The organism is Serratia sp. 22278, from assembly GCF_052045405.1.
Lineage (GTDB): Bacteria > Pseudomonadota > Gammaproteobacteria > Enterobacterales > Enterobacteriaceae > Serratia > Serratia marcescens.
Map to the genome: position 1 here is coordinate 107801 of NZ_JBQEOW010000010.1, position 21142 is coordinate 128942.

The following is a 21142-nucleotide window of genomic DNA, read 5'->3' on the forward strand; positions in this document are numbered from 1 at the left end:
GAATCGACGCCGTGCGCCTGATCATCACGCTTTTGCTCGGTTGCCTGCTGTGGCAACCGGCGCTGGCCGCCCCCGTGCCGACCGAGACCCAGCTCAAACAGGAGCTGAAGCAGGCGGAAAGCAGCAAAAACGCGCCGAATCAGGCGGAAACCACCGAGGCGCTGCAAAGCGCCCTCAACTGGCTGACGGAGCGCAAAGAGTCGCAGACTCGCTCCGAGCAGTATCAGAGAGTGATCGACGATTTCCCGAAGATGACGCAGGAACTGCGCCGTCAGTTGGTGCTGGAAAGCAACAAGATCCTGCCGAACGGCGACGATCTGCCGGCCGCCGAGCTGGAACAGCAGATCCTGCAAACCAGCAGCCTGCTGCTGGAACAGGCGCGCCTGCTGCAGCAAGAGCAGGATCGCACGCGGGAAATCAGCGATTCGCTCGGCCAGTTGCCGCAGCAGCAGACCGACGCTCGCCGTGCGCTGACGGAAGTGCAGCGCCGCCTGCAGGCGCAGCCCGCCAACCCGACCACGCCGTACGCGCAGGCCGCCCTGGCCCTGCTGCAGACCGAAGCGGCGGCGCGCAAAGCCAAAGTGGACGAGCTGGAGCTGGCGCAGCTGTCGGCCAACAACCGGCAGGAGCTGGCGCGCATGCGCGCCGAGGTCTATAAAAAGCGCCACGAGAAAATAGACGTTCAGCTGCAGGCGCTGCGCAACAACCTCAACGCCCAGCGCCAACGCGAAGCGGAACTGGCGCTGGAAAAAACCGAGCAGTTGGCCGAGCAGAACGGCGATTTGCCAAGAAGCATCAGCCAACAGCTGCAGATCAACCGCGAACTGTCCGCCGCGCTGAACAGCCAGGCGCAGCGCATGGATCTGATTTCGTCGCAGCAGCGGCAGGCGGCGGCGCAGACGCTGCAGGTGCGCCAGGCGCTGAGCACCATCATCGAACAGGCCCAATGGCTCGGCTCGTCGTCGGCGCTGGGGGAAACCCTGCGCGCCCAGGTGGCGACGCTGCCGGAAATGCCCAAGCCGCAACAGCTGGACGGCGACATGGCCCAGCTGCGCGTGCAGCGCCTGCAGTTTGAAAACCAGCTGGAAAAACTGTCGCAGCGCGAATTCAAGCGCGACGACGGCAGCGCGCTGACCAACCAGGAGCAGCGCATCGTCGATGCCCAGCTGCGCACCCAGCGCGAGCTGCTCAACTCGTTGTTGTCCGGTTGCGACACCCAAATCCTTGAGCTGACCAAGCTGAAGGTGGCCAACACCCAGTTGATCGAAGCGTTGAACGAGATCCGCGACGCCACCCACCGCTATCTGTTCTGGGTGCCGGACGTCAATCCGATCAACTTCTCTTATCCGCTCAACGTGGCGCACGATCTGACCCGCGTCCTGTCGCTGGACACGCTGTCGCAGCTCGGCGGCGCCTTCATGATGATGGTGACCAGCCGCGAAACGCTGATCCCGATCTTCGGCGCCCTGCTGCTGGTGATTTTCAGCATCAGTTCGCGCAAGCACTATCACGCCTTCCTCGAGCGCGCCAGCAGCCGCGTCGGCAAGGTGACGCAGGACGAATTCTTCCTGACGGTGCGCACCGTGTTCTGGTCGATTCTGGTGGCGATGCCGCTGCCGGTGCTGTGGGCCGCGCTCGGTTACGGCCTGCAGAGCGCCTGGAACTACCCGGTGGCGGAAGCGATCGGCAAAGGGGTGACCGCCACGCTGCCGATCCTGTGGATCTGCATGATCTGCGCCGCCTTCGCCCACCCGCAGGGGCTGTTCATCGTGCACTTCCGCTGGCCGGCGAAGCAGGTTTCGCGCGCCATGCGCTACTACAAGATGTCGATCTGGCTGATCGTGCCGCTGATCATGGCGCTGATCACCTTCGATAGCCTGAAAGAACGCGAGTTCGCCAACACCCTGGGGCGGCTGTGCTTTATCCTGCTGTGTCTGGCGCTGGCGCTGGTCACCCACAGCCTGAAACGCGCCGGCATTCCGCTGTATCTGGATAAAAACGGCTCCGGCGACAACATGCTCAACAGCGCCTTCTGGGGGCTGCTGCTGTCGGCGCCGCTGCTGGCGGCGCTGGCGTCGACCGTCGGTTACCTCACCACCGCGCAGGCGCTGTTGGCGCGCCTGGAAACCTCGGTGGCGATCTGGTTCCTGCTGCTGGTCATCTACCACATCATCCGCCGCTGGATGCTGATCCAACGGCGGCGCATCGCCTTCGATCGCGCCAAACAGCGCCGCGCCGATATCCTGGCCCAGCGCGCCCGCGGCGAAGACGAGACCTCGCACACCCCAAACAGCACCGAAGGCGCCATCGATCCGGACGATTCGGACTTCGATCTGGACACCATCAGCGCCCAGTCGCTGCGGCTGGTGCGGTCGATCCTGACGCTGATCGCGCTGGTGTCGGTGATCGTGCTGTGGTCCGAGATCCACTCCGCGTTCGCCTTCCTGGAAAACATCTCGCTGTGGGACGTGACTTCGACGGTCAACGGTGTGGAGACCGCCCATCCGATCACTCTCGGCGCGGTGCTGATCGCCATTCTGGTGCTGATCATCACCATGCAGCTGGTGCGCAACCTGCCGGCGCTGCTGGAGCTGGCGGTGCTGCAGCACCTGGATCTGTCGCCGGGCACCGGCTACGCCATCACCACCATCACCAAGTACTTGCTGCTGCTGTTCGGCGCGGTGCTCAGCTTCGCCTGGATCGGCATCGAATGGTCAAAACTGCAGTGGGTGGTTACCGCGCTCAGTCTGGGGTTGGGCTTCGGCATGCAGGAGATCTTCTCCAACTTCATCTCCGGCCTGATCATCCTGTTCGAGAAACCGATCCGCATCGGCGACACCGTGACGATCCGCAACCTGACCGGCACCGTCACCAAGATCAATACCCGCGCCACCACCATTTCGGACTGGGATCGCAAAGAGATCATCGTGCCGAACAAAGCGTTCATCACCGAACAGTTCGTCAACTGGTCGCTGTCGGACACCCTGACCCGTGTGGTGCTGACCGTACCGGCGCCGGGCGAAGCCAACAGCGAGGAGGTGACCAAGATCCTGATGAACGCCGCCGAGCGCTGTTCGCTGGTGCTGGATAATCCGGCGCCGGAGGTTTACCTGGTCGATCTGCAACAGGGCATCCAGATCTTCGAGATGCGTATTTACGCCGCCGAGATGGGCCACCGCATGCCGCTGCGCCACGAGATCCACCAGCTGATCCTGGCGGGCTATCGCGAGCACGGCATCACGCTGCCGTACCCGCCGTTCCAGGTGCGCACCGAGACGCTGTCGCGGTTGACCAACAACGGCCGTACGCCGCCGTCTACGCCGGCGCCGAACACCAAGCGCGACGCCGGGGGGCTGTAAGCGCTTCTCGCGATAAAAAAAGGGTCGGCATTTGCCGACCCTTTTTGCTTTTTTCACCGCCTGAAACGTCAGGCGATCCCGACCGGGAAGGCCAACACGTCACTCAGGCTCTCGGCGCCCAGCGCCAGCATCACCAGACGATCCACGCCCAGCGCTACGCCGGAACATTCCGGCATGCCGTGCTGCAATGCCGCCAACAGGTTGTAGTCGATCGGTTGCTGCGGCAGACCGCGCTCCGCGCGTTTGCGGTTGTCCTGCTCGAAGCGCTGCTGTTGTTCACGGCCGTCGGTCAGCTCGCGGAAACCGTTCGCCAGCTCAATGCCCTTGAAATACACCTCGAAGCGCTCCGCCACGCGGTGGTCTTCGGTGCTGATCTCCGCCAACGCCGCCTGGCTGGCCGGGAAGTGGTAAACGAACGCCGGCTTTTCACGGCCGATATGCGGTTCCACGCCCACGGTGAACAGCAGCTGCAGCAGCGTATCGCGATCTTCTTCGGTATCGGCGATGTTGCTCAGATCGAGTTTGGCCGCCGCTTCGCGCAGCTGCGCCTTCTCCGCCGACAGCGGATCGATGTCCAGATGGCGCAGGAACGCTTGCTGATAGGACAGGGTCTCCGCGCTCTCGCAGTCCAGCACCTGTTGCAGCAGATCGTCCACCTCATTCATCAGGCGGTACATGTCGTAGTGCGGACGGTACCACTCCAGCATGGTGAATTCGGGGTTATGGTGCTGCCCGGCCTCTTCATTGCGGAAGCTGCGCCCCATTTGGTAGATCGGGCCGCTGCCCGCCGCCAGCAGGCGCTTCATGTGATATTCCGGGCTGGTCATCATGTATAGCGTCAGGCCCTCTGCCGCCCCCGGCCCGACGAAACGCGTCTCGAACGGGAACAGGTGAACGTCGGTGACCGTCGCCTGGCTCATGGTGGGCGTCTCAACTTCCAGCACGCCACGATCGGCGAAGAAACGCCGGATCTCAGCCAGAATCGCTGCGCGTTTCAACAAATTGGCGATGGGTGCACTAGGCTGCCAGCTTGCCGTTTCGCTCATGGTAATTAACTCCGAAATCAAACAGGGGATGCAGTCTACTCGCATCCTTGCAGCCAAACAAATTCTTCACGATGCGCAACCGGCCATAACGCCAATTTCCGATAAATAGGCGGCAAAAGCGCGTTAAAAAGGGTAAAGCACGCCGAACGCGCGAAAAGGCAGGCAAGCCTGTTGGGCAAGCGTTAATCGACAAAACAATCGATCACATCAAATTTCGACTACTTAACTTTAGGTATAGTTAATTCCCCATTATTGGTGGGAGATATCTATCCTTAACCTTTAAGCAACATTAATCGGTTCAATTAGTTAGCACCCGAAGAGTTCGCTAAATTTTAAGCATAGATATTTAACTTGCCGTTCTTAACAAGAACATTGGAGGAATGCAGTGCAAACCTTTAACGCCGATCTTGCCATTATTGGGGCCGGGGGCGCTGGTTTACGTGCAGCAATAGCCGCAGCGGAAGCCAATCCCCAACTGAAAATCGCGCTGATCTCTAAGGTCTACCCGATGCGCAGCCACACGGTCGCCGCCGAGGGGGGCTCCGCCGCCGTCACTCAGGATCATGATACCTTCGACTACCACTTCCACGACACCGTCGCCGGCGGCGACTGGCTGTGCGAGCAGGACGTGGTCGATCACTTCGTGCATCAGTGCCCGCGCGAGATGACCCAGCTCGAACAATGGGGCTGCCCGTGGAGCCGCAAACCGGACGGTTCGGTCAACGTGCGGCGTTTCGGCGGCATGAAGATCGAACGCACCTGGTTCGCCGCCGACAAGACCGGCTTCCACATGCTGCACACCCTGTTCCAGACCTCGCTGAAATACCCGCAAATTCAACGCTTCGACGAGCACTTCGTGCTGGATATCCTGGTGGATGACGGCCAGGCGCGCGGCCTGGTGGCGCTCAACATGATGGAAGGCACCCGCGTGCAGATCCGCGCCAACGCGGTGGTGATGGCCACCGGCGGCGCCGGGCGCGTTTACCGCTACAACACCAACGGCGGCATCGTCACCGGCGACGGCATGGGCATGGCGTTCCACCACGGCGTACCGCTGCGCGACATGGAGTTCGTGCAGTATCACCCGACCGGCCTGCCCGGTTCCGGCATCCTGATGACCGAGGGCTGCCGCGGCGAAGGTGGCATCCTGGTGAACAAAGACGGCTACCGCTACCTGCAAGACTACGGCATGGGCCCGGAAACCCCGCTGGGCGAGCCGAAGAACAAATACATGGAGCTGGGCCCGCGCGACAAAGTGTCCCAGGCCTTCTGGCACGAATGGCGCGCCGGCCGCACCATCGCCACCCCACGCGGCGACGTGGTCTACCTCGATCTGCGCCACCTGGGCGAGAAAAAGCTGCTGGAACGGCTGCCGTTCATCTGCGAACTGGCCAAGGCCTATGTCGGCGTCGATCCGGTGAAAGATCCGATCCCGGTGCGCCCTACCGCGCACTACACCATGGGCGGCATTGAAACCGACCAGAACTGTGAAACCCGCATCAAGGGGCTGTTCGCGGTCGGCGAGTGCTCCTCCGTCGGCCTGCACGGCGCCAACCGCCTCGGCTCCAACTCGCTGGCGGAACTGGTGGTGTTCGGCCGCGTCGCCGGTGAGCATGCGGCGCGCCGCGCGCTGGAAACCGCGCCGGCCAACGGCAGCGCGCTGGATGCGCAAACCCGCGACGTCGAAACCCGCCTGAGCAACCTGATGAAGCAGGAAGGCAACGAAAACTGGGCGAAGATCCGCGACGAAATGGGGCTGTCGATGGAAGAAGGCTGCGGCATCTACCGCACGCCGGAGCTGATGCAAAAAACCATCGATAAGCTGGCCGAGCTGAAAGAGCGCTTCAAACGCGTCAAAATCACCGACAACTCCAGCGTGTTCAATACCGATCTGCTGTACACCATCGAGCTGGGCTACGGCCTGGACGTCGCCGAATGTATGGCGCACTCCGCGTTTAACCGCAAAGAGTCGCGCGGCGCCCATCAGCGCCTGGACGAAGGCTGCACCGAGCGTGACGACGTCAACTTCCTCAAGCATACGCTGGCGTTCCATAACCCGCAGGGCGCGCCGCGTCTCGAATACAGCGACGTGAAAATCACCAAACTGCCGCCGGCCAAACGCGTCTACGGCGCAGAAGCCGAAGCGCAGGAGAAAAAGAATAAGGAGCAGGCAAATGGCTGAGATGCAAACCCTGAAGATCGACGTCATGCGCTATAACCCGGAAAGTGACGCCGAGCCGCATTTCGTCACTTACGCCGTGCCTTATGATGAACAGACCTCGCTGCTTGATGCGCTGAGCTACATCAAGGATAACCTGGCGCCAGACCTCTCCTACCGCTGGTCGTGCCGCATGGCGATCTGCGGCTCCTGCGGCATGATGGTCAACCGCGTGCCGAAGCTGGCGTGCAAAACCTTCCTGCGCGACTACGTCGGCGGCATGAAGGTCGAAGCGCTGGGCAACTTCCCGATCGAGCGCGATCTGGTGGTCGACATGACCCACTTCATCGAGAGCCTGGAGGCGATCAAACCGTACATCATCGGCAACGATCGCAAACCGGAGGATGGCCCGAACGTGCAGACCCCGGCGCAGATGGCCAAATACCACCAGTTCTCCGGCTGCATCAACTGCGGCCTGTGCTACGCCGCGTGCCCGCAGTTCGGCCTCAACCCCGAGTTTATCGGCCCGGCGGCGATCACGCTGGCGCACCGCTATAACCTGGACAACCGCGACCACGGCAAGAAACAGCGCATGCCGCAGCTCAACGGCCAAAACGGCGTCTGGAGCTGCACCTTCGTCGGCTATTGCTCTGAAGTCTGCCCGAAACACGTCGATCCCGCCGCCGCCATCCAGCAGGGCAAGGTGGAGAGCGCCAAAGACTTCATGATCGCCATGCTGAAGCCGCAATAAGGGAGAAAAATTGCCATGACAACTCAACGTAAGCCCTATGTGCGCACCATGACGCCCACCTGGTGGCAAAAGCTCGGCTTCTACCGTTTCTACATGCTGCGCGAAGGCACCTCGGTGCTGGCGGTGTGGTTCAGCATCGTGCTGCTGTACGGCGTGTTCGCGCTGAAGGGCGGCGCCGAGAGCTGGGCCGGCTTCGTCAGTTTCTTGCAGAATCCGCTGGTGCTGTTGATCAACGTCGTCGCCCTGCTGGCGGCGGCGCTGCACACCAAAACCTGGTTCGATCTGGCGCCGAAGGCCGCCAATATCGTGGTCAACAGCGAGAAAATGGGGCCGGGCCCCATCGTGAAAGGGCTGTGGGCCGTCACCATCGTCGTCAGCGTGGTCATCCTGGCCGTGGCCCTGATCTAATCCGGAGGAAACATGATAAATCAAGCACCTAAACGTTCCGACGAGCCGGTTTTCTGGGGATTGTTCGGCGCCGGCGGCATGTGGGGCGCGATCGTCGCGCCGGCCATCGTGCTGCTGGTCGGCATTCTGCTGCCGCTGGGGCTGTTCCCCGGTGAGGCGCTGGGTTACGAGCGCGTGCTGGCGTTCTGCCAGAGCCTGATCGGCCGCCTGTTCCTGCTAATGATGATCATTCTGCCGCTGTGGTGCGGCCTGCACCGCATCCACCATGCGATGCACGATCTGAAGATCCACGTGCCGGCCGGCAAGTGGGTGTTCTACGGTCTGGCGGCGATCCTTAGCGTCGTCACCGTCATCGGCGTCGTCACGCTGTAAACCGCTCAGGCGGCCAACGCCCGTTGGCCGCCCTTTTCTCATCGGCTACACTGTCTACTCGCCCCCGGTAAACAGGAGTCACCGATGCGTTTATGGTCAAAGCTTAGCGTCATGCTTTCCGCCCTGCTTTCCGTCGCTTGCAGCATCTCCCCGCCTAAAGACATCAAGGTCGTGACCCCTTTCGACAGCCAGCGCTATCTCGGCACCTGGTATGAGATTGCACGTCTGGATCATCGCTTCGAACGCGGTTTACAGCAGGTGACCGCCCACTACAGCCCGCGTGCCGACGGCGGACTGAAAGTCATCAATCGCGGCTTCAATCCGCAGAAACAGCAATGGCAAGAAAGCGAAGGCAAAGCCTACTTTATCGGTTCACCGCAGGTCGCGGCGCTGAAAGTGTCGTTCTTCGGTCCCTTCTATGGCGGCTACAACGTGATTGCCCTGGATCCGGCGTATCGCTACGCGCTGGTTTGCGGCCCGAACCGCGACTATCTGTGGATCCTGTCGCGCACGCCGACGCTTGACGCCAGCGTACGCGACCGTTTATTGCAGACAGCCAAGGGCTACGGTTTCGCCACCGATGCGCTGATCTGGGTGCAGCAGTCCGCCGATCAGTGACTGCTGAACTTCAGCCCGAGTATGCCGACCACGATCAGGCACAGGCTGATGATGCGCGCAATATTGGTCGATTCCCCCAACAGCACCATGCCCATGATGGCCGCGCCCACCGCGCCGATGCCGGTCCACACCGCGTAGGCGGTGCCGGCGGGCAGCGTTTTCATGGCGTTGGCCAACAGCAACATGCTGACCACCATTGCGGCGATGGTGATGATGCTCGGCGTCAGCCGGGTAAAACCGTGGGTGTATTTCAGACCGATAGCCCAAACCACTTCGAGCAAACCGGCGATAAGCAAAATAATCCAGGCCATGAGACGGCCTCCCTACCACTGGGGTCGTCCCCGATAAAATGACGCGTAAACGGGTCGTCCCGTTCAGCTGAGTGATGAATGGCGGGCAACCTCACCCGCACTGCGGCAGGATAGCAGCAGCGTTAACGCGCAAGCAAGAGGTGGAAATGCGGCGGCCCTCCGCAGCGGGAACGCCGCCGGGTGGAATGCGGATTATTCCGCGCTGCGCTGAATAGCCTTGCCGCCGGCCTGAATGTCTTCACCCACGCCGCGGGTGGTGTTGCAGGCGGTCAGCGAGCTCAAAATCATCAAAGAGAAGATCGCGATAATACTTTTCTTCAGCATAAGAAAGTCCTTATTTGTCGTTGATGAAAAAGTACGGCTTTCTAAGCGTAGTCAAAATTGGCGCAGAGAGTGGAATCGCCACCGGCTTTGTGGCGCGAATACATCGGGTTAAGGGCCGGGTCAGCTGGCCGTGCGCGAAATGGCGCCGCCGAGATGCTGAACGTCTTCGCCGAAACCGCGAAACGTATTGCAACTGCTGAGGGAGAAAAGGAACAACAGGGAGAGCACGGCCAACAACGTTTTCTTGAACATGCGGATTTTCTGCCAACGAACGGGGATGGGGTAAAACAGAGGAACCGCCAGGGTTCCTCTGTTTTGAAACTTATTTAACGCGAGAGACGTATTCGCCAGAACGAGTGTCAACCTTGATCACTTCGCCGATCTGGACGAACAACGGCACTTTCACCACGGCGCCGGTGCTCAGGGTCGCCGGCTTGCCGCCAGTCCCTGCGGTATCGCCTTTCAGGCCAGGATCGGTATCGGTGATTTCCGCTTCGATGAAGTTCGGCGGCTGAACGGCGATTGGACGGCCATCCCACAGGGTGATGATGCACTCTGCGTTATCCTGCAGCCATTTGGCCGCGTCACCGACGGTTTTGCCGTCAACCTGATGCTGTTCGAAAGACTCAGGGTGCATGAAGTGGTAGAACTCACCGTCGCTGTACAGGTAGTTCATGTTGGTGTCCATCACGTCTGCGCCTTCGCAAGAATCGGTAGACTTGAAGGTTTTTTCCACGCGGGTGCCGGTCAGCAGACGACGCATTTTCACGCGTGCAAACGCCTGGCCTTTGCCCGGCTTAACGAACTCACTGGCTTCGACGGCGTAAGGTTCGCCCTCGAACATGATTTTAAGACCCGGACGGAAATCGTTGCTAGAATAAGTCGCCATGATGGCCCTCTGAATATTTGAACTGGTAGCTTAGCCAAAAAAATGGCACACATTATAACCCAAAGTACGGCACATAGAGAAGATTGGTTGCATCAACTCGCCGATGTTATTACCGATCCCGATGAATTACTGCAGCTTTTGTCACTGAATACGCACCCGGAACTGCCGCAGGGGCGAGATGCCCGCCGGCTGTTTGCCCTGCGCGTGCCGCGCGCCTTCGCTGCGCGCATGCGCCCCGGCGATGCCAACGACCCGCTGCTGCGCCAGGTGCTGACCGCCAGAGAAGAGTTCATCAACGCCCCAGGGTTCACCACCGATCCGCTCGATGAGCAGCGCAGCGTGGTGCCGGGCCTGCTGCACAAATACCGCAATCGCGCGCTGCTGCTGGTCAAAGGCGGCTGTGCGGTCAACTGCCGTTACTGCTTCCGCCGCCACTTCCCCTATCAGGATAATCAGGGCAACAAGAACAACTGGCGGCAGGCGCTGGATTATATCCGCCAACACCCGGAACTCGACGAGATCATTTTTTCCGGCGGCGATCCGCTGATGGCCAAAGACAGCGAGTTGGAGTGGCTGGTCGGCGAACTGGAGGCCATCCCGCACCTGAAACGCCTGCGCATTCACACCCGTCTGCCGGTGGTGATCCCGGCGCGCATTACGCCGGCGTTGTGCCGCCTGCTGTCAGCCTCGCGCCTGCAGGTGCTGATGGTCACACACATCAACCACGCCAACGAAATCGACCGCGAGCTGCGGAGCGCCATGGCCCAGCTGCGCCTCGCCGGCGTCACGCTGCTCAACCAGAGCGTGTTGCTGCGCGACGTCAACGACGATGCCGACACGCTGGCGGCGCTCAGCAACGCGCTGTTCGACGCCGGCATCCTGCCCTACTATATCCACGTGCTGGACAAGGTGCAGGGCGCGGCGCACTTCATGGTCAGCGACGATGAAGCGCGCGTCATCATGCAGGCGCTGCTGAGCAAGGTGTCCGGTTATCTGGTGCCGCGCCTGACGCGTGAAGTGGGCGGCGAACCGAGCAAAACGCCGATCGACCTGCGCCTGATGCAGGAATGACGCGCGCCACATGGCCCGATGGAACGAAAAGAGGAATGCCGTGGCATTCCTCTTTTTTTATCTCTGTGCGGCGTTTGGCCTCAGCGCCTTACGGGCACTTGTAAACCTGGCCGACCATTTTGCTGTCCAGCGGCGCGAAGCTGGAGAGCAGGTTCTGGCTTGGGCTGTTGGCGCCGTAAATGACGTTGCCGCCCATCGCCGCCGCCTTGTTGCGCAGATCGTTGGCCGCACCGCGCATGGAGCTGCCCTCACCGCCGTTGCCGGACAGCCAGTTGCTCTGGGTGCCGGTCACTTCCCCCAGCAGCTGGCATTCCGCCGCCGGCTTGCTGTCGGTGAACTTGATCTGCTGACCCGCAGCGGTCAGTTCATGAGTGGTGCTGCAACCCGCCAGCAGCATCGCTGCCGAAAGACCCAGTAAGGCTTTAATCCGCATCTTGTTCCCCATTCGATGTTGAGAATTACGCAAAAGCTTATCAGAAAGCGATGCCATCTCTTAAGCATCCGTTGCCACGGCTAGCGGGCCAACGTCTTGAGCGACAGCTGATGACTTACCAGTTTACCAGTTAAATCGCCTCCGGCGGCAAAAATATCATCAAATACAGTGCGGCGGCGCTCAGGCATAAAAAAACCCCGGTCACTTGACCGGGGTTCTCAGCACACAAGCGTGTGGGGGATGATTACATCATGCCGCCCATACCGCCCATGCCACCCATGCCGCCTGCTGCGCCCAGATCCGGTGCGTCAGCCTTCGGCAGGTCGGTGACCATGCATTCGGTGGTGATCATCAGGCCAGCCACGGAAGCCGCGTACTGCAGAGCAGAACGGGTCACTTTGGTTGGATCCAGGATACCCATCGCGATCATGTCGCCGTATTCTTCAGAGTAAGCGTTGTAGCCGTAGCTGCCTTCGCCCGCTTTCACCTGGTTGGCGATAACGGAAGCTTCTTCACCGGCGTTGACCACGATCTGACGCAGAGGGGCTTCCATTGCGCGCAGCGCAACTTTGATACCCACGTTCTGGTCTTCGTTGTCGCCTTTCAGCGCGGCGATTTTGCCTGCAACGCGGATCAGCGCGACGCCACCGCCGGCAACCACGCCTTCTTCCACTGCAGCGCGGGTCGCGTGCAGGGCGTCTTCAACGCGTGCTTTCTTCTCTTTCATTTCAACTTCAGTCGCTGCGCCAACCTTGATAACGGCAACGCCGCCGGCCAGTTTCGCTACGCGCTCCTGCAGTTTTTCACGATCGTAGTCAGAGGTCGCTTCTTCGATCTGCTGACGGATCTGAGCAACGCGGCCCTGGATGGTCGCTTCGTCGCCCACGCCATCGATGATGATGGTGGTGTCTTTGTTGATGACAACGCGTTTCGCCTGACCCAGGTCTTCCAGGGTGGCTTTTTCCAGCTCCAGACCGATCTCTTCAGAGATAACGGTACCGGCAGTCAGGGTCGCGATGTCCTGCAGCATGGCTTTACGACGGTCGCCGAAGCCAGGCGCCTTAACGGCAGCCACTTTCACGATGCCGCGCATGGTGTTGACCACCAGGGTCGCCAGCGCTTCACCTTCAACGTCTTCAGCGATGATCAGCAGCGGTTTGCCTGCTTTGGCAACGGCTTCCAGCACCGGCAGCATTTCGCGGATGTTGGAGATCTTCTTGTCAGCCAGCAGGATGAACGGGCTTTCCAGCTCAACAGAACCGGTTTCCGGCTTGTTGATGAAGTATGGGGACAGGTAACCGCGGTCGAACTGCATACCTTCAACCACGTCCAGCTCGTCTTGCAGGCCGGTGCCTTCTTCAACGGTGATAACGCCTTCTTTGCCCACTTTCTCCATCGCTTCCGCGATCAGTTTACCCACGGTTTCGTCGGAGTTGGCGGAGATGGTGCCCACCTGAGCGATAGCTTTGGAATCGGAGCAAGGTACGGACAGTTTTTTCAGTTCTTCAACCGCAGCGACAACCGCTTTGTCGATGCCGCGCTTCAGATCCATGGGGTTCATGCCGGCAGCAACCGCTTTCAGGCCTTCGGTGATGATGGATTGAGCCAGTACGGTTGCCGTGGTGGTGCCGTCGCCCGCCGCGTCGTTCGCTTTGGAGGCCACTTCTTTCACCATCTGTGCGCCCATGTTCTCGAACTTGTCTTCCAGCTCGATTTCACGCGCAACGGAAACGCCGTCTTTGGTGATGGTCGGCGCGCCGAAAGATTTATCCAGCACTACGTTGCGGCCTTTCGGGCCCAGGGTCACTTTTACTGCATCAGCGAGAACATTCACGCCGCGGAGCATTTTCACGCGAGCGTCATTGCCGAATTTTACGTCTTTAGCTGCCATTGGTATTTCCCTTCAACTCGTTCAGTTCAGAAGATAAAGCGCAATTACGCTTCAACAATTGCCAGAATGTCGCTTTCGGACATGATCAACACTTCTTCATTGTCGATCTTCTCTGCTTTCACGCCGTAGCCGTCGTTGAAAATCACGATATCGCCAACTTTCACATCCAGCGGTTGGATGTTGCCGTTTTCCAGCACACGCCCTTTACCCACTGCAACCACTTCACCGCGAGTGGATTTACCCGCAGCAGAGCCAGTCAGGACGATGCCGCCAGCAGATTTTGATTCAACTTCTTTGCGCTTGACGATAACGCGGTCATGCAATGGACGAATACTCATTGAACGCTCTCCTGTAAGAAGGTCTCTATCAGATTTAGGGTTGTACACCGGGTGGTTGTTATTACCGGCCTCGTGGCATTTGAGATGGGGGCGTTCCAGCCCCCTTCAAGGGGGCTAGCGAAAAAAATTTCGCATTTTTGGTTCGGCGAGTGCCGCAGAGATGAAAAACGCGGCCTGGGCCGCGTTTGCTTAACGATCGTGAGGTTTGCGATCCTCGTCCGGGCGATGTTCCAGCACCGGGCGCTCGTCGTCCTTGCGCTGGAATTCGCCGTCAAAGGTATTGCCGTTGGCGGCGTCGCCGCCCGTCCAACCGCCGGGGCGATACACCGACAGATGCGGCATCAGCTTCAGCGTCAGCGATTTTTGCACCGGCGGCAGCAGCAGCAGCAGGCCGAGGAAGTCGGTGAAGAAGCCCGGAATCAGCAGCAGGAAGCCCGCCAGCACCAGCGAAACGCTTTTCACCATTTCCGCCGCCGGGCTTTCGCCGGCCGCCAGTTTTTGCTGCATCTGCACGAAGGTTTTCATGCCCTGATTGCGCACCAGCGAAATGCCGACGCAGGAGCTGAACACCACCAGCAACAGGGTGACAGCCACGCCGAGCACGGCGGCGACTTTGATAAAGATGGATATTTCTATGTAAGCCAGCAGAAATATCAGCAGTAGCGGTAACCAGCGCACCTGGTTCTCCTATCGGTAGGTAAAGCGCGGCCGCCAAGGGGGCGACGGCGCGAAAAAAGAGGCCGTAAACGGCCGACACCATTACAATGAGGGCATCCCCCCACCATTTCAACCGAGAGCTGGTTTTTATTGCTAAAGTTCACAAACGTGAAAGAAGTCACAGAACCGGAAAAGGGCATATCCTTAAACACCATAAGGTGATCTGGATTCAGTCATTTCTTATCAACCAGCATATGATCTGGGCAGCAACGGGCGATTTGGTTAATCGTTTCACGCCCCAAGCCTTCGGCAATATTAATTTAGGCTGTGCCCTTTAGCCTTGACCTGACAAATTATTAATTCGGCAGCAACACATAGAGAAGGTTCTCATGTCAAACAACATTCGTATCGAAGAAGACCTGTTAGGAACACGTGAAGTCCCCGCAGACGCTTACTACGGAGTTCACACTCTGCGTGCGATTGAAAACTTCTACATCAGCAACAGCAAAATCAGCGATGTCCCTGAGTTCGTTCGCGGCATGGTGATGGTGAAAAAGGCCGCGGCGATGGCCAACAAAGAACTCAAAACCATCCCGCGCAAAATCGCCGACGTGATCATCCAGGCCTGCGACGAGGTGCTGGATAAAGGCAAGTGCATGGATCAGTTCCCGGTGGACGTATTCCAGGGCGGCGCGGGCACCTCGCTGAACATGAACACCAACGAAGTGCTGGCGAACATCGGCCTGGAGCTGATGGGCCATCAAAAAGGCGAATACCAGTACCTGAATCCGAACGATCACCTCAATAAATGCCAGTCCACCAACGACGCCTACCCGACCGGATTCCGCATCGCGGTGTACGCCTCCAACCAGAAACTGATCGACGCCATCAACCAGCTGCGCGAAGGCTTCGATCGCAAGGCGAAAGAGTTCGAAACCATTCTGAAAATGGGCCGCACCCAGCTGCAGGACGCGGTGCCGATGACCCTCGGCCAGGAATTCCACGCCTTCAGCGTGCTGCTGAACGAAGAGACCCGCAACCTGCACCGCACCGCGGAGCTGCTGCTGGAAGTGAACCTGGGCGCCACCGCCATCGGCACCGCGCTCAACACCCCGGAAGGCTATCAGCCGCTGGCGGTGCAAAAACTGGCGGAAGTCAGCGGCCTGCCGGTGGTGCCGGCGGAAGACCTGATCGAGGCCACCTCCGACTGCGGCGCCTACGTGATGGTGCACAGCGCGCTCAAACGCCTGGCGGTGAAACTGTCCAAAATCTGCAACGACCTGCGCCTGCTCTCCTCCGGCCCGCGCGCCGGCCTGAACGAAATCAACCTGCCGGAGCTGCAGGCGGGATCGTCCATCATGCCGGCCAAAGTGAACCCGGTGGTGCCGGAAGTGGTCAATCAGGTGTGTTTCAAGGTGATTGGCAACGACACTTGCGTTACCATGGCGGCCGAAGCGGGCCAGCTGCAGTTGAACGTGATGGAGCCGGTGATCGGCCAGGCGATGTTCGAGTCGATCCACATCCTGACCAACGCCTGTTACAACCTGCTGGAAAAATGCATTAACGGCATCACCGCGAATAAAGAAGTCTGCGAACACTACGTCTTCAACTCGATCGGTATCGTCACCTATCTGAACCCGTTCATCGGCCACCATAACGGTGACATCGTCGGGAAGATCTGCGCCGAAACCGGCAAGAGCGTGCGCGAAGTGGTGCTGGAACGCGGCCTGCTGACCGAAGCCGAGCTGGATGACATCTTCTCCGTGGAGAACCTGATGCACCCGGCCTATAAAGCCAAACGCTATACGGATGAAAATGAACAATAACAGACCTACCCGGTAGCCCTGAAAGGCACGCTAAATCCTCTGGATAGCGTGCCTTTTTACTTTTAGGCGCCCACAAAATTTTAACGTTTGATTTTCAATTTCTCTCATTTTAAGGAGTAAACACTATGCTAGCCGTAGAATTGGTTATCGTTCTGCTGGCCATCTTTTTAGGGGCCAGGTTGGGCGGTATCGGTATCGGGTTCGCGGGGGGATTGGGCGTTCTGGTCCTGGCGCTGATCGGCGTCAAGCCGGGCAGCATTCCTTTCGACGTGATTTCCATCATCATGGCGGTGATCGCGGCGATCTCCGCCATGCAGGTCGCCGGGGGGATGGACTACCTGGTGCAGCAGACCGAAAAGCTGCTGCGCAAGAACCCCAAACATATCACCATTCTCGCCCCTATCGTCACCTACTTCCTGACCATCTTCGCCGGCACCGGCAACATCTCGCTCTCGGCGCTGCCGGTGATCGCCGAAGTGGCGAAAGAACAGGGCATTAAACCTTGCCGGCCGCTGTCGACCGCCGTCGTCTCCGCCCAGATCGCCATCACCGCCTCGCCAATCTCCGCCGCGGTGGTGTACATGTCTTCGGTGATGGAAGGCCACGGCGTCAGCTACCTGCACCTGCTGATGGTGGTGATCCCGTCCACCTTCTGCGCGGTGCTGGTGATGTCGCTGCTGGTGACCTGGCTGTTCGACTCCAAACTGTCTAACGATCCGGTGTACCTGAAACGCCTGGAAGAAGGCCTAATCACCCTGCGCGGCAACAACGCGCTGGCGATCAAACCGCGCGCCAAAACCTCGGTGCTGCTGTTCCTGCTGGGCGTGCTGTGCGTGGTCGCCTACGCCATCATCAACAGCCCGGGCCTGGGCCTGGTGGCCAAGCCGCTGATGAACACCACCAACGCCATCCTGATCATCATGCTGAGCGTCGCCACGCTGACCACCCTGCTGTGCCGCGTCGACACCGACATGGTGCTGAACTCCAGCACCTTCAAGGCCGGCATGAGCGCCTGTATCTGTATCCTCGGCGTCGCCTGGCTGGGCGACACCTTCGTACAGGCCAACATAGACTGGATCAAAGAGACGGCCGGCAGCGTCATTCAGGCGCACCCGTGGCTGCTGGCGGTGATCTTCTTCTTCTGCTCGGCGCTGCTGTACTCGCAGGCTGCCACCGCCAAGGCGCTGATGCCGATGGCGCTGGCGCTGAACGTGTCGCCGCTGACCGCCGTCGCCTCCTTCGCCGCCGTTTCCGGCCTGTTCATCCTGCCGACCTACCCGACGCTGGTCGCCGCGGTGCAGATGGACGATACCGGCACCACGCGCATCGGCCGCTTCGTGTTCAACCATCCGTTCTTCATTCCCGGCACCCTGGGCGTGATCTTCGCTGTGGTATTCGGCTTCCTGCTCGGCAGCGTCATGCTGTAACGCTTCGACCGGGGCTGCGGCCCCGGTTTTACTTTTGGCGATAAACTCACCTTCTAGCCAATCCGCCTTCAGGGTATAGTGCCCATTCGAACCGATGAGAGGGCTGAAGATGTCTGATTGCGAAGCTGTCGTCATACTCTGTACCGCACCCGATGAAGCCAGCGCCCAGGAACTGGCGGCGCGGGTCCTGGGCGATAAGCTGGCGGCCTGCGCCACGCTGCTGCCCGGCGCCACCTCGCTGTATTACTGGGAAGGGAAACTGGAACAGGAATACGAGGTGCAGATGCTGTTCAAAAGCGATCGCCGCCGTCAGCAGGCCCTGCTCGACACCCTGAAACAACATCACCCCTACCAGACGCCCGAGCTGCTGGTCTTGCCGGTGATGGCCGGAGATAAAGACTACCTGTCATGGATCAACGCTTCATTAAACTGATTTTGCTGCTGTGCAGCCTGTTCTTCCTGCCGCAGGCGGCGCAGGCTTCGCTGTTCGCACCGACGGGCGGCAGCCAGTTCGTGCCCGTCGATCGGGCCTTCGCTTTCGATTTCAAACAGCAAGGCAACCAGGTAACGCTGAACTGGCAGATCCGCCCCGGCTATTACCTGTATCGTCAGCAGATCAAACTGGTGCCCCAGCAGGCGACGCTTGGCGCCTTTACCCTGCCGGAAGGATTGAGCCACAAGGACGAGTTCTTCGGCGAAGTCGCCATCTTCAAGCAGCAGCTTAATCTGCAGGTGCCTCTGCAACAGGCGGCGGCCAACGCCAGCCTCAGCGTCACCTATCAGGGCTGCGCCGAGGCCGGTTTCTGCTATCCGCCGGAAACCCGGGTGATCCCGCTGGATGCCGTCAGCGCAAACGCTGCCGCCCCGCTCCCGGCCGCTGCACCGGCTGAAGCGCCCGCCGCACCGGCCAGCCTGCCGTTTTCGCCGCTGTGGGCATTGCTGATCGGCATCGGCATCGCCTTTACCCCCTGCGTGCTGCCGATGTACCCGCTGATCTCCGGCATCATTCTCGGCCGCGACCGGCCGCAAAGCAGCGGCCGCATTCTGGCGCTGGCGGTGGTTTACGTGCAGGGCATGGCGCTCACCTACACCTTGCTGGGATTGGTAGTGGCCGCCGCCGGATTGCAGTTCCAGGCGGCGCTGCAACACCCTTACGTGCTGATCGGCCTGTCGGCGCTGTTCATCGCCCTGGCGCTATCGATGTTCGGCCTCTATTCCCTGCAGCTGCCCTCGGCGCTGCAAACCCGGCTGGCGAACTGGAGCAACACCCAGCGCGGCGGCTCGCTGACCGGCGTGTTCCTGATGGGCGCCCTGGCCGGGCTGATTTGCTCGCCCTGCACCACCGCGCCGCTCAGCGCCATCCTGCTGTATATCGCCCAGAGCGGCAATCTGTGGGCCGGCGGCGGCACGCTATACCTGTACGCGCTGGGGATGGGCATTCCGCTGGTGATCGTCACCCTGTTCGGCAACCGCCTGCTGCCGCGCAGCGGCCCGTGGATGCAGTACGTGAAAGAGGCCTTCGGCTTCGTCATTCTGGCGCTGCCGGTGTTCCTGCTGGAGCGAGTGATCGACGATCTGTGGGGCATGCGTTTGTGGAGCCTGCTCGGCCTGGCGTTCTTCGGTTGGGCCTTCGCCCTGAGCCTGAGAAGCGCGCGCGGCTGGGCGCGCGCCCTGCAACTGCTGCTGCTGGCGGCGGCGGTGATCGCCGCACGGCCGCTGCAGGACTGGGCTTTCGGCGCCGACCAGGCGCAGCAGGCCGCTCAGCCACACCTGGCCTTTACCCGCATCAACAACGTCGAACAGCTCGATCTGGCGCTGCAACAGGCGCGCGGCAAGCCGGTGATGCTGGATCTGTACGCCGACTGGTGCGTAGCCTGTAAAGAATTCGAGAAATACACCTTCAGCGATGCGGCGGTGCAGGCGAGCCTGGCCAACGCGGTGCTGCTGCAGGCGGATGTGACCGCCAACAGCGCGGAACAGGCGGCGCTGCTGAAGCATCTGCAGGTGCTGGGGCTGCCGACGATCCTGTTCTTCGATCCGGCGGGCCAGGAACTGACGGCGCAGCGGGTCACCGGTTTTATGAAGGCGGAAGCCTTCAACGCGCATTTGCAGAAAGTGATGCGATAACTGACACTGAAGATCGGAAGTGAATGGGAGGAAGCACAAGTGCAACGTGAACACGTCCTTGATACCGCGCTGGGCCTGTTGGAACAACAGGGCCTGGCGACCGCCACATTAGAGATGCTGGCGGAAAAACTCGACGTTCAGCCCGGCGATCTCAAACGGTTCTGGCCGGATCGCGAAGCGCTGCTGTACGACTGCCTGCGCTACCACGGCCAACAGATCGACACCTGGCGCCGTCAGCTGCTGCTGGACGAAAGCCTGAGCCCGCAGCAAAAGCTGCTGGCGCGCTATGACGTGCTGGCGGAATACGTGCAGCAAGACCGCTACCCCGGCTGTCTGTTTATCGCCGCCTGCAGCTTCTTCCCAGAAACGGATCATCCGATCCACCAACTGGCGGAGCAGCAAAAGCTGACCTCGCTGGAGCTGACCCGCGAATTGCTGCGTGAAATGGACGCCGACGACGCCGACATGGTGGCGCAGCAAATGGAGCTGATTCAGGAAGGTTGCCTGAGCAAACTGCTGGTAAAACGCCAGCTCCAGGACGTATCGGTCGCCAAACGGCTGGCGGAAGACATCTTGCAGGTGGCGCAGTGCCGGCGCAACGGAGCGTTGAGCTGAATCTGCAGGGTTGGTGAAGCCGTCACCCCGAGGCGATAGCCCCAACAGGCGCATTTTTTGCGCCCTTTGCCTGAAAAGCCAGCAACCGGAGGTATTTTAGCGTCTTTCACGCATAAAGCCGTTGACGGCTATCGGCCAATACGGTTTAATGCTGCCCGTTGCCCGGATAGCTCAGTCGGTAGAGCAGGGGATTGAAAATCCCCGTGTCCTTGGTTCGATTCCGAGTCCGGGCACCATATTTAGAGAACCCAGCCTATGGCTGGGTTTTTGCTTTTCAGGGACTGGACTCTCCATCGAACTGCGTTCGATTATTCGGCCAAGGGCCTCACCCTGCGGGCCAGCGCTAAAGCGCTGTTCAACGCGGCGCCAGCGCCGGTTGTCCGAGTCCGGGCCCCCTATTTAGAGAACCCAGCCTATGGCTGGGTTTTTCGCTTTCTGGGATACGGACTCTCCATCGAACTGCGTTCGATTATTCGGCCAAGGGCCTCACCCTGCGGGCCAGCGCTAAAGCGCTGTTCAAC

At 60.2% G+C, this 21142-nt stretch carries 21 protein-coding genes and 1 tRNA gene; 13 read left to right on the forward strand and 9 right to left on the reverse strand.

Annotation, left to right across the window (positions count from 1 at the left end; genetic code table 11):
* Window positions 1–11 precede the first annotated feature (11 nt).
* Window positions 12–3359: a miniconductance mechanosensitive channel MscM gene (gene mscM, locus ACTJJ6_RS18030; RefSeq protein WP_016929370.1), complete on the forward strand. Its 3348-nt coding sequence runs from the start codon at window positions 12–14 to the stop codon at window positions 3357–3359.
* Between the two features lie 68 nt (window positions 3360–3427).
* Here mscM and epmA read toward each other — a convergent pair whose 3' ends face one another.
* A complete protein-coding gene (epmA, locus tag ACTJJ6_RS18035; RefSeq protein WP_440802936.1) occupies window positions 3428–4405 on the reverse strand; it encodes an elongation factor P--(R)-beta-lysine ligase in 978 nt (325 codons plus the stop codon).
* A gap of 385 nt (window positions 4406–4790) precedes the next feature.
* Here epmA and frdA point away from each other — a divergent pair, with 385 nt between their 5' ends.
* The 5 genes from frdA to blc all read left to right on the forward strand — a co-directional run bounded on the left by frdA (window position 4791) and on the right by blc (window position 8712).
* Window positions 4791–6587, forward strand: a complete 1797-nt coding sequence (gene frdA, locus ACTJJ6_RS18040; RefSeq protein WP_028127563.1) for a fumarate reductase (quinol) flavoprotein subunit — start codon at window positions 4791–4793, stop codon at window positions 6585–6587.
* The gene (locus ACTJJ6_RS18045) at window positions 6580–7314 is read left to right on the forward strand and encodes a succinate dehydrogenase/fumarate reductase iron-sulfur subunit (RefSeq protein WP_440802939.1); all 735 of its coding nucleotides are present in this window, start codon (window positions 6580–6582) and stop codon (window positions 7312–7314) included. Before frdA ends, ACTJJ6_RS18045 begins: the two co-directional genes overlap by 8 nt.
* A gap of 15 nt (window positions 7315–7329) precedes the next feature.
* On the forward strand, window positions 7330–7722 hold the full coding sequence (gene frdC, locus ACTJJ6_RS18050; protein WP_015376380.1) for a fumarate reductase subunit FrdC: 393 nt from the start codon (window positions 7330–7332) through the stop codon (window positions 7720–7722).
* 12 nt (window positions 7723–7734) lie between these two features.
* Entirely contained in the window at window positions 7735–8094 is a 360-nt protein-coding gene (frdD, locus tag ACTJJ6_RS18055; protein ID WP_015376379.1) for a fumarate reductase subunit FrdD, read from the forward strand.
* An 84-nt stretch (window positions 8095–8178) separates the two neighbouring features.
* Complete coding sequence (gene blc, locus ACTJJ6_RS18060) at window positions 8179–8712, forward strand: outer membrane lipoprotein Blc (RefSeq protein WP_440802942.1); 534 nt, start codon at window positions 8179–8181, stop codon at window positions 8710–8712.
* Here blc and sugE read toward each other — a convergent pair.
* From sugE to efp, 4 genes are all read right to left on the reverse strand, one after another.
* A complete protein-coding gene (gene sugE / locus ACTJJ6_RS18065) occupies window positions 8706–9023 on the reverse strand; it encodes a quaternary ammonium compound efflux SMR transporter SugE (protein ID WP_004929669.1) in 318 nt (105 codons plus the stop codon). The genes blc and sugE overlap by 7 nt on opposite strands.
* Window positions 9024–9215: 192 nt before the next feature.
* Window positions 9216–9347, reverse strand: coding sequence for an entericidin A/B family lipoprotein (locus ACTJJ6_RS18070; RefSeq protein ID WP_004929668.1), 132 nt, complete (start codon window positions 9345–9347; stop codon window positions 9216–9218).
* Window positions 9348–9467: 120 nt separating this feature from the next.
* On the reverse strand, window positions 9468–9599 hold the full coding sequence (locus ACTJJ6_RS18075) for an entericidin A/B family lipoprotein (RefSeq protein ID WP_004929667.1): 132 nt from the start codon (window positions 9597–9599) through the stop codon (window positions 9468–9470).
* Between the two features lie 70 nt (window positions 9600–9669).
* Window positions 9670–10236, reverse strand: a complete 567-nt coding sequence (efp, locus tag ACTJJ6_RS18080; protein WP_004929666.1) for an elongation factor P — start codon at window positions 10234–10236, stop codon at window positions 9670–9672.
* A gap of 42 nt (window positions 10237–10278) precedes the next feature.
* Between efp and epmB the strand changes: the two genes are divergently transcribed.
* On the forward strand, window positions 10279–11307 hold the full coding sequence (gene epmB / locus ACTJJ6_RS18085; protein WP_028127561.1) for an EF-P beta-lysylation protein EpmB: 1029 nt from the start codon (window positions 10279–10281) through the stop codon (window positions 11305–11307).
* Between the two features lie 88 nt (window positions 11308–11395).
* On the opposite strand, the gene ACTJJ6_RS18090 is transcribed toward epmB, so the two are convergent.
* From ACTJJ6_RS18090 to ACTJJ6_RS18105, 4 genes are all read right to left on the reverse strand, one after another.
* Window positions 11396–11740: a DUF4156 domain-containing protein gene (locus tag ACTJJ6_RS18090; protein WP_025305007.1), complete on the reverse strand. Its 345-nt coding sequence runs from the start codon at window positions 11738–11740 to the stop codon at window positions 11396–11398.
* Between the two features lie 244 nt (window positions 11741–11984).
* Window positions 11985–13631: a chaperonin GroEL gene (gene groL / locus ACTJJ6_RS18095; RefSeq protein ID WP_004929662.1), complete on the reverse strand. Its 1647-nt coding sequence runs from the start codon at window positions 13629–13631 to the stop codon at window positions 11985–11987.
* A gap of 44 nt (window positions 13632–13675) precedes the next feature.
* Window positions 13676–13969 (reverse strand): co-chaperone GroES, encoded by a 294-nt coding sequence (locus ACTJJ6_RS18100; protein WP_004929661.1) that lies wholly within the window; start codon window positions 13967–13969, stop codon window positions 13676–13678.
* Window positions 13970–14158: 189 nt separating this feature from the next.
* Window positions 14159–14647 (reverse strand): FxsA family protein, encoded by a 489-nt coding sequence (locus tag ACTJJ6_RS18105; protein WP_004929660.1) that lies wholly within the window; start codon window positions 14645–14647, stop codon window positions 14159–14161.
* Between the two features lie 368 nt (window positions 14648–15015).
* Here ACTJJ6_RS18105 and aspA point away from each other — a divergent pair, with 368 nt between their 5' ends.
* From aspA to ACTJJ6_RS18135, 6 genes are all read left to right on the forward strand, one after another.
* Window positions 15016–16452 (forward strand): aspartate ammonia-lyase, encoded by a 1437-nt coding sequence (gene aspA / locus ACTJJ6_RS18110; RefSeq protein WP_004929659.1) that lies wholly within the window; start codon window positions 15016–15018, stop codon window positions 16450–16452.
* 125 nt (window positions 16453–16577) lie between these two features.
* Entirely contained in the window at window positions 16578–17879 is a 1302-nt protein-coding gene (locus ACTJJ6_RS18115) for an anaerobic C4-dicarboxylate transporter (protein ID WP_440802945.1), read from the forward strand.
* Window positions 17880–17988: 109 nt separating this feature from the next.
* Complete coding sequence (cutA, locus tag ACTJJ6_RS18120; protein ID WP_015376376.1) at window positions 17989–18312, forward strand: divalent cation tolerance protein CutA; 324 nt, start codon at window positions 17989–17991, stop codon at window positions 18310–18312.
* The gene (locus ACTJJ6_RS18125) at window positions 18288–20006 is read left to right on the forward strand and encodes a protein-disulfide reductase DsbD (RefSeq protein WP_440802949.1); all 1719 of its coding nucleotides are present in this window, start codon (window positions 18288–18290) and stop codon (window positions 20004–20006) included. The genes cutA and ACTJJ6_RS18125 overlap by 25 nt, the downstream gene beginning before the upstream one ends.
* A 39-nt stretch (window positions 20007–20045) precedes the next feature.
* Window positions 20046–20621, forward strand: coding sequence for a division control transcriptional repressor DicD (gene dicD / locus ACTJJ6_RS18130; RefSeq protein ID WP_116404187.1), 576 nt, complete (start codon window positions 20046–20048; stop codon window positions 20619–20621).
* Between the two features lie 160 nt (window positions 20622–20781).
* Window positions 20782–20857: transfer RNA gene (locus ACTJJ6_RS18135), tRNA-Phe, on the forward strand.
* The last annotated feature ends 285 nt before the right edge of the window (window positions 20858–21142 follow it).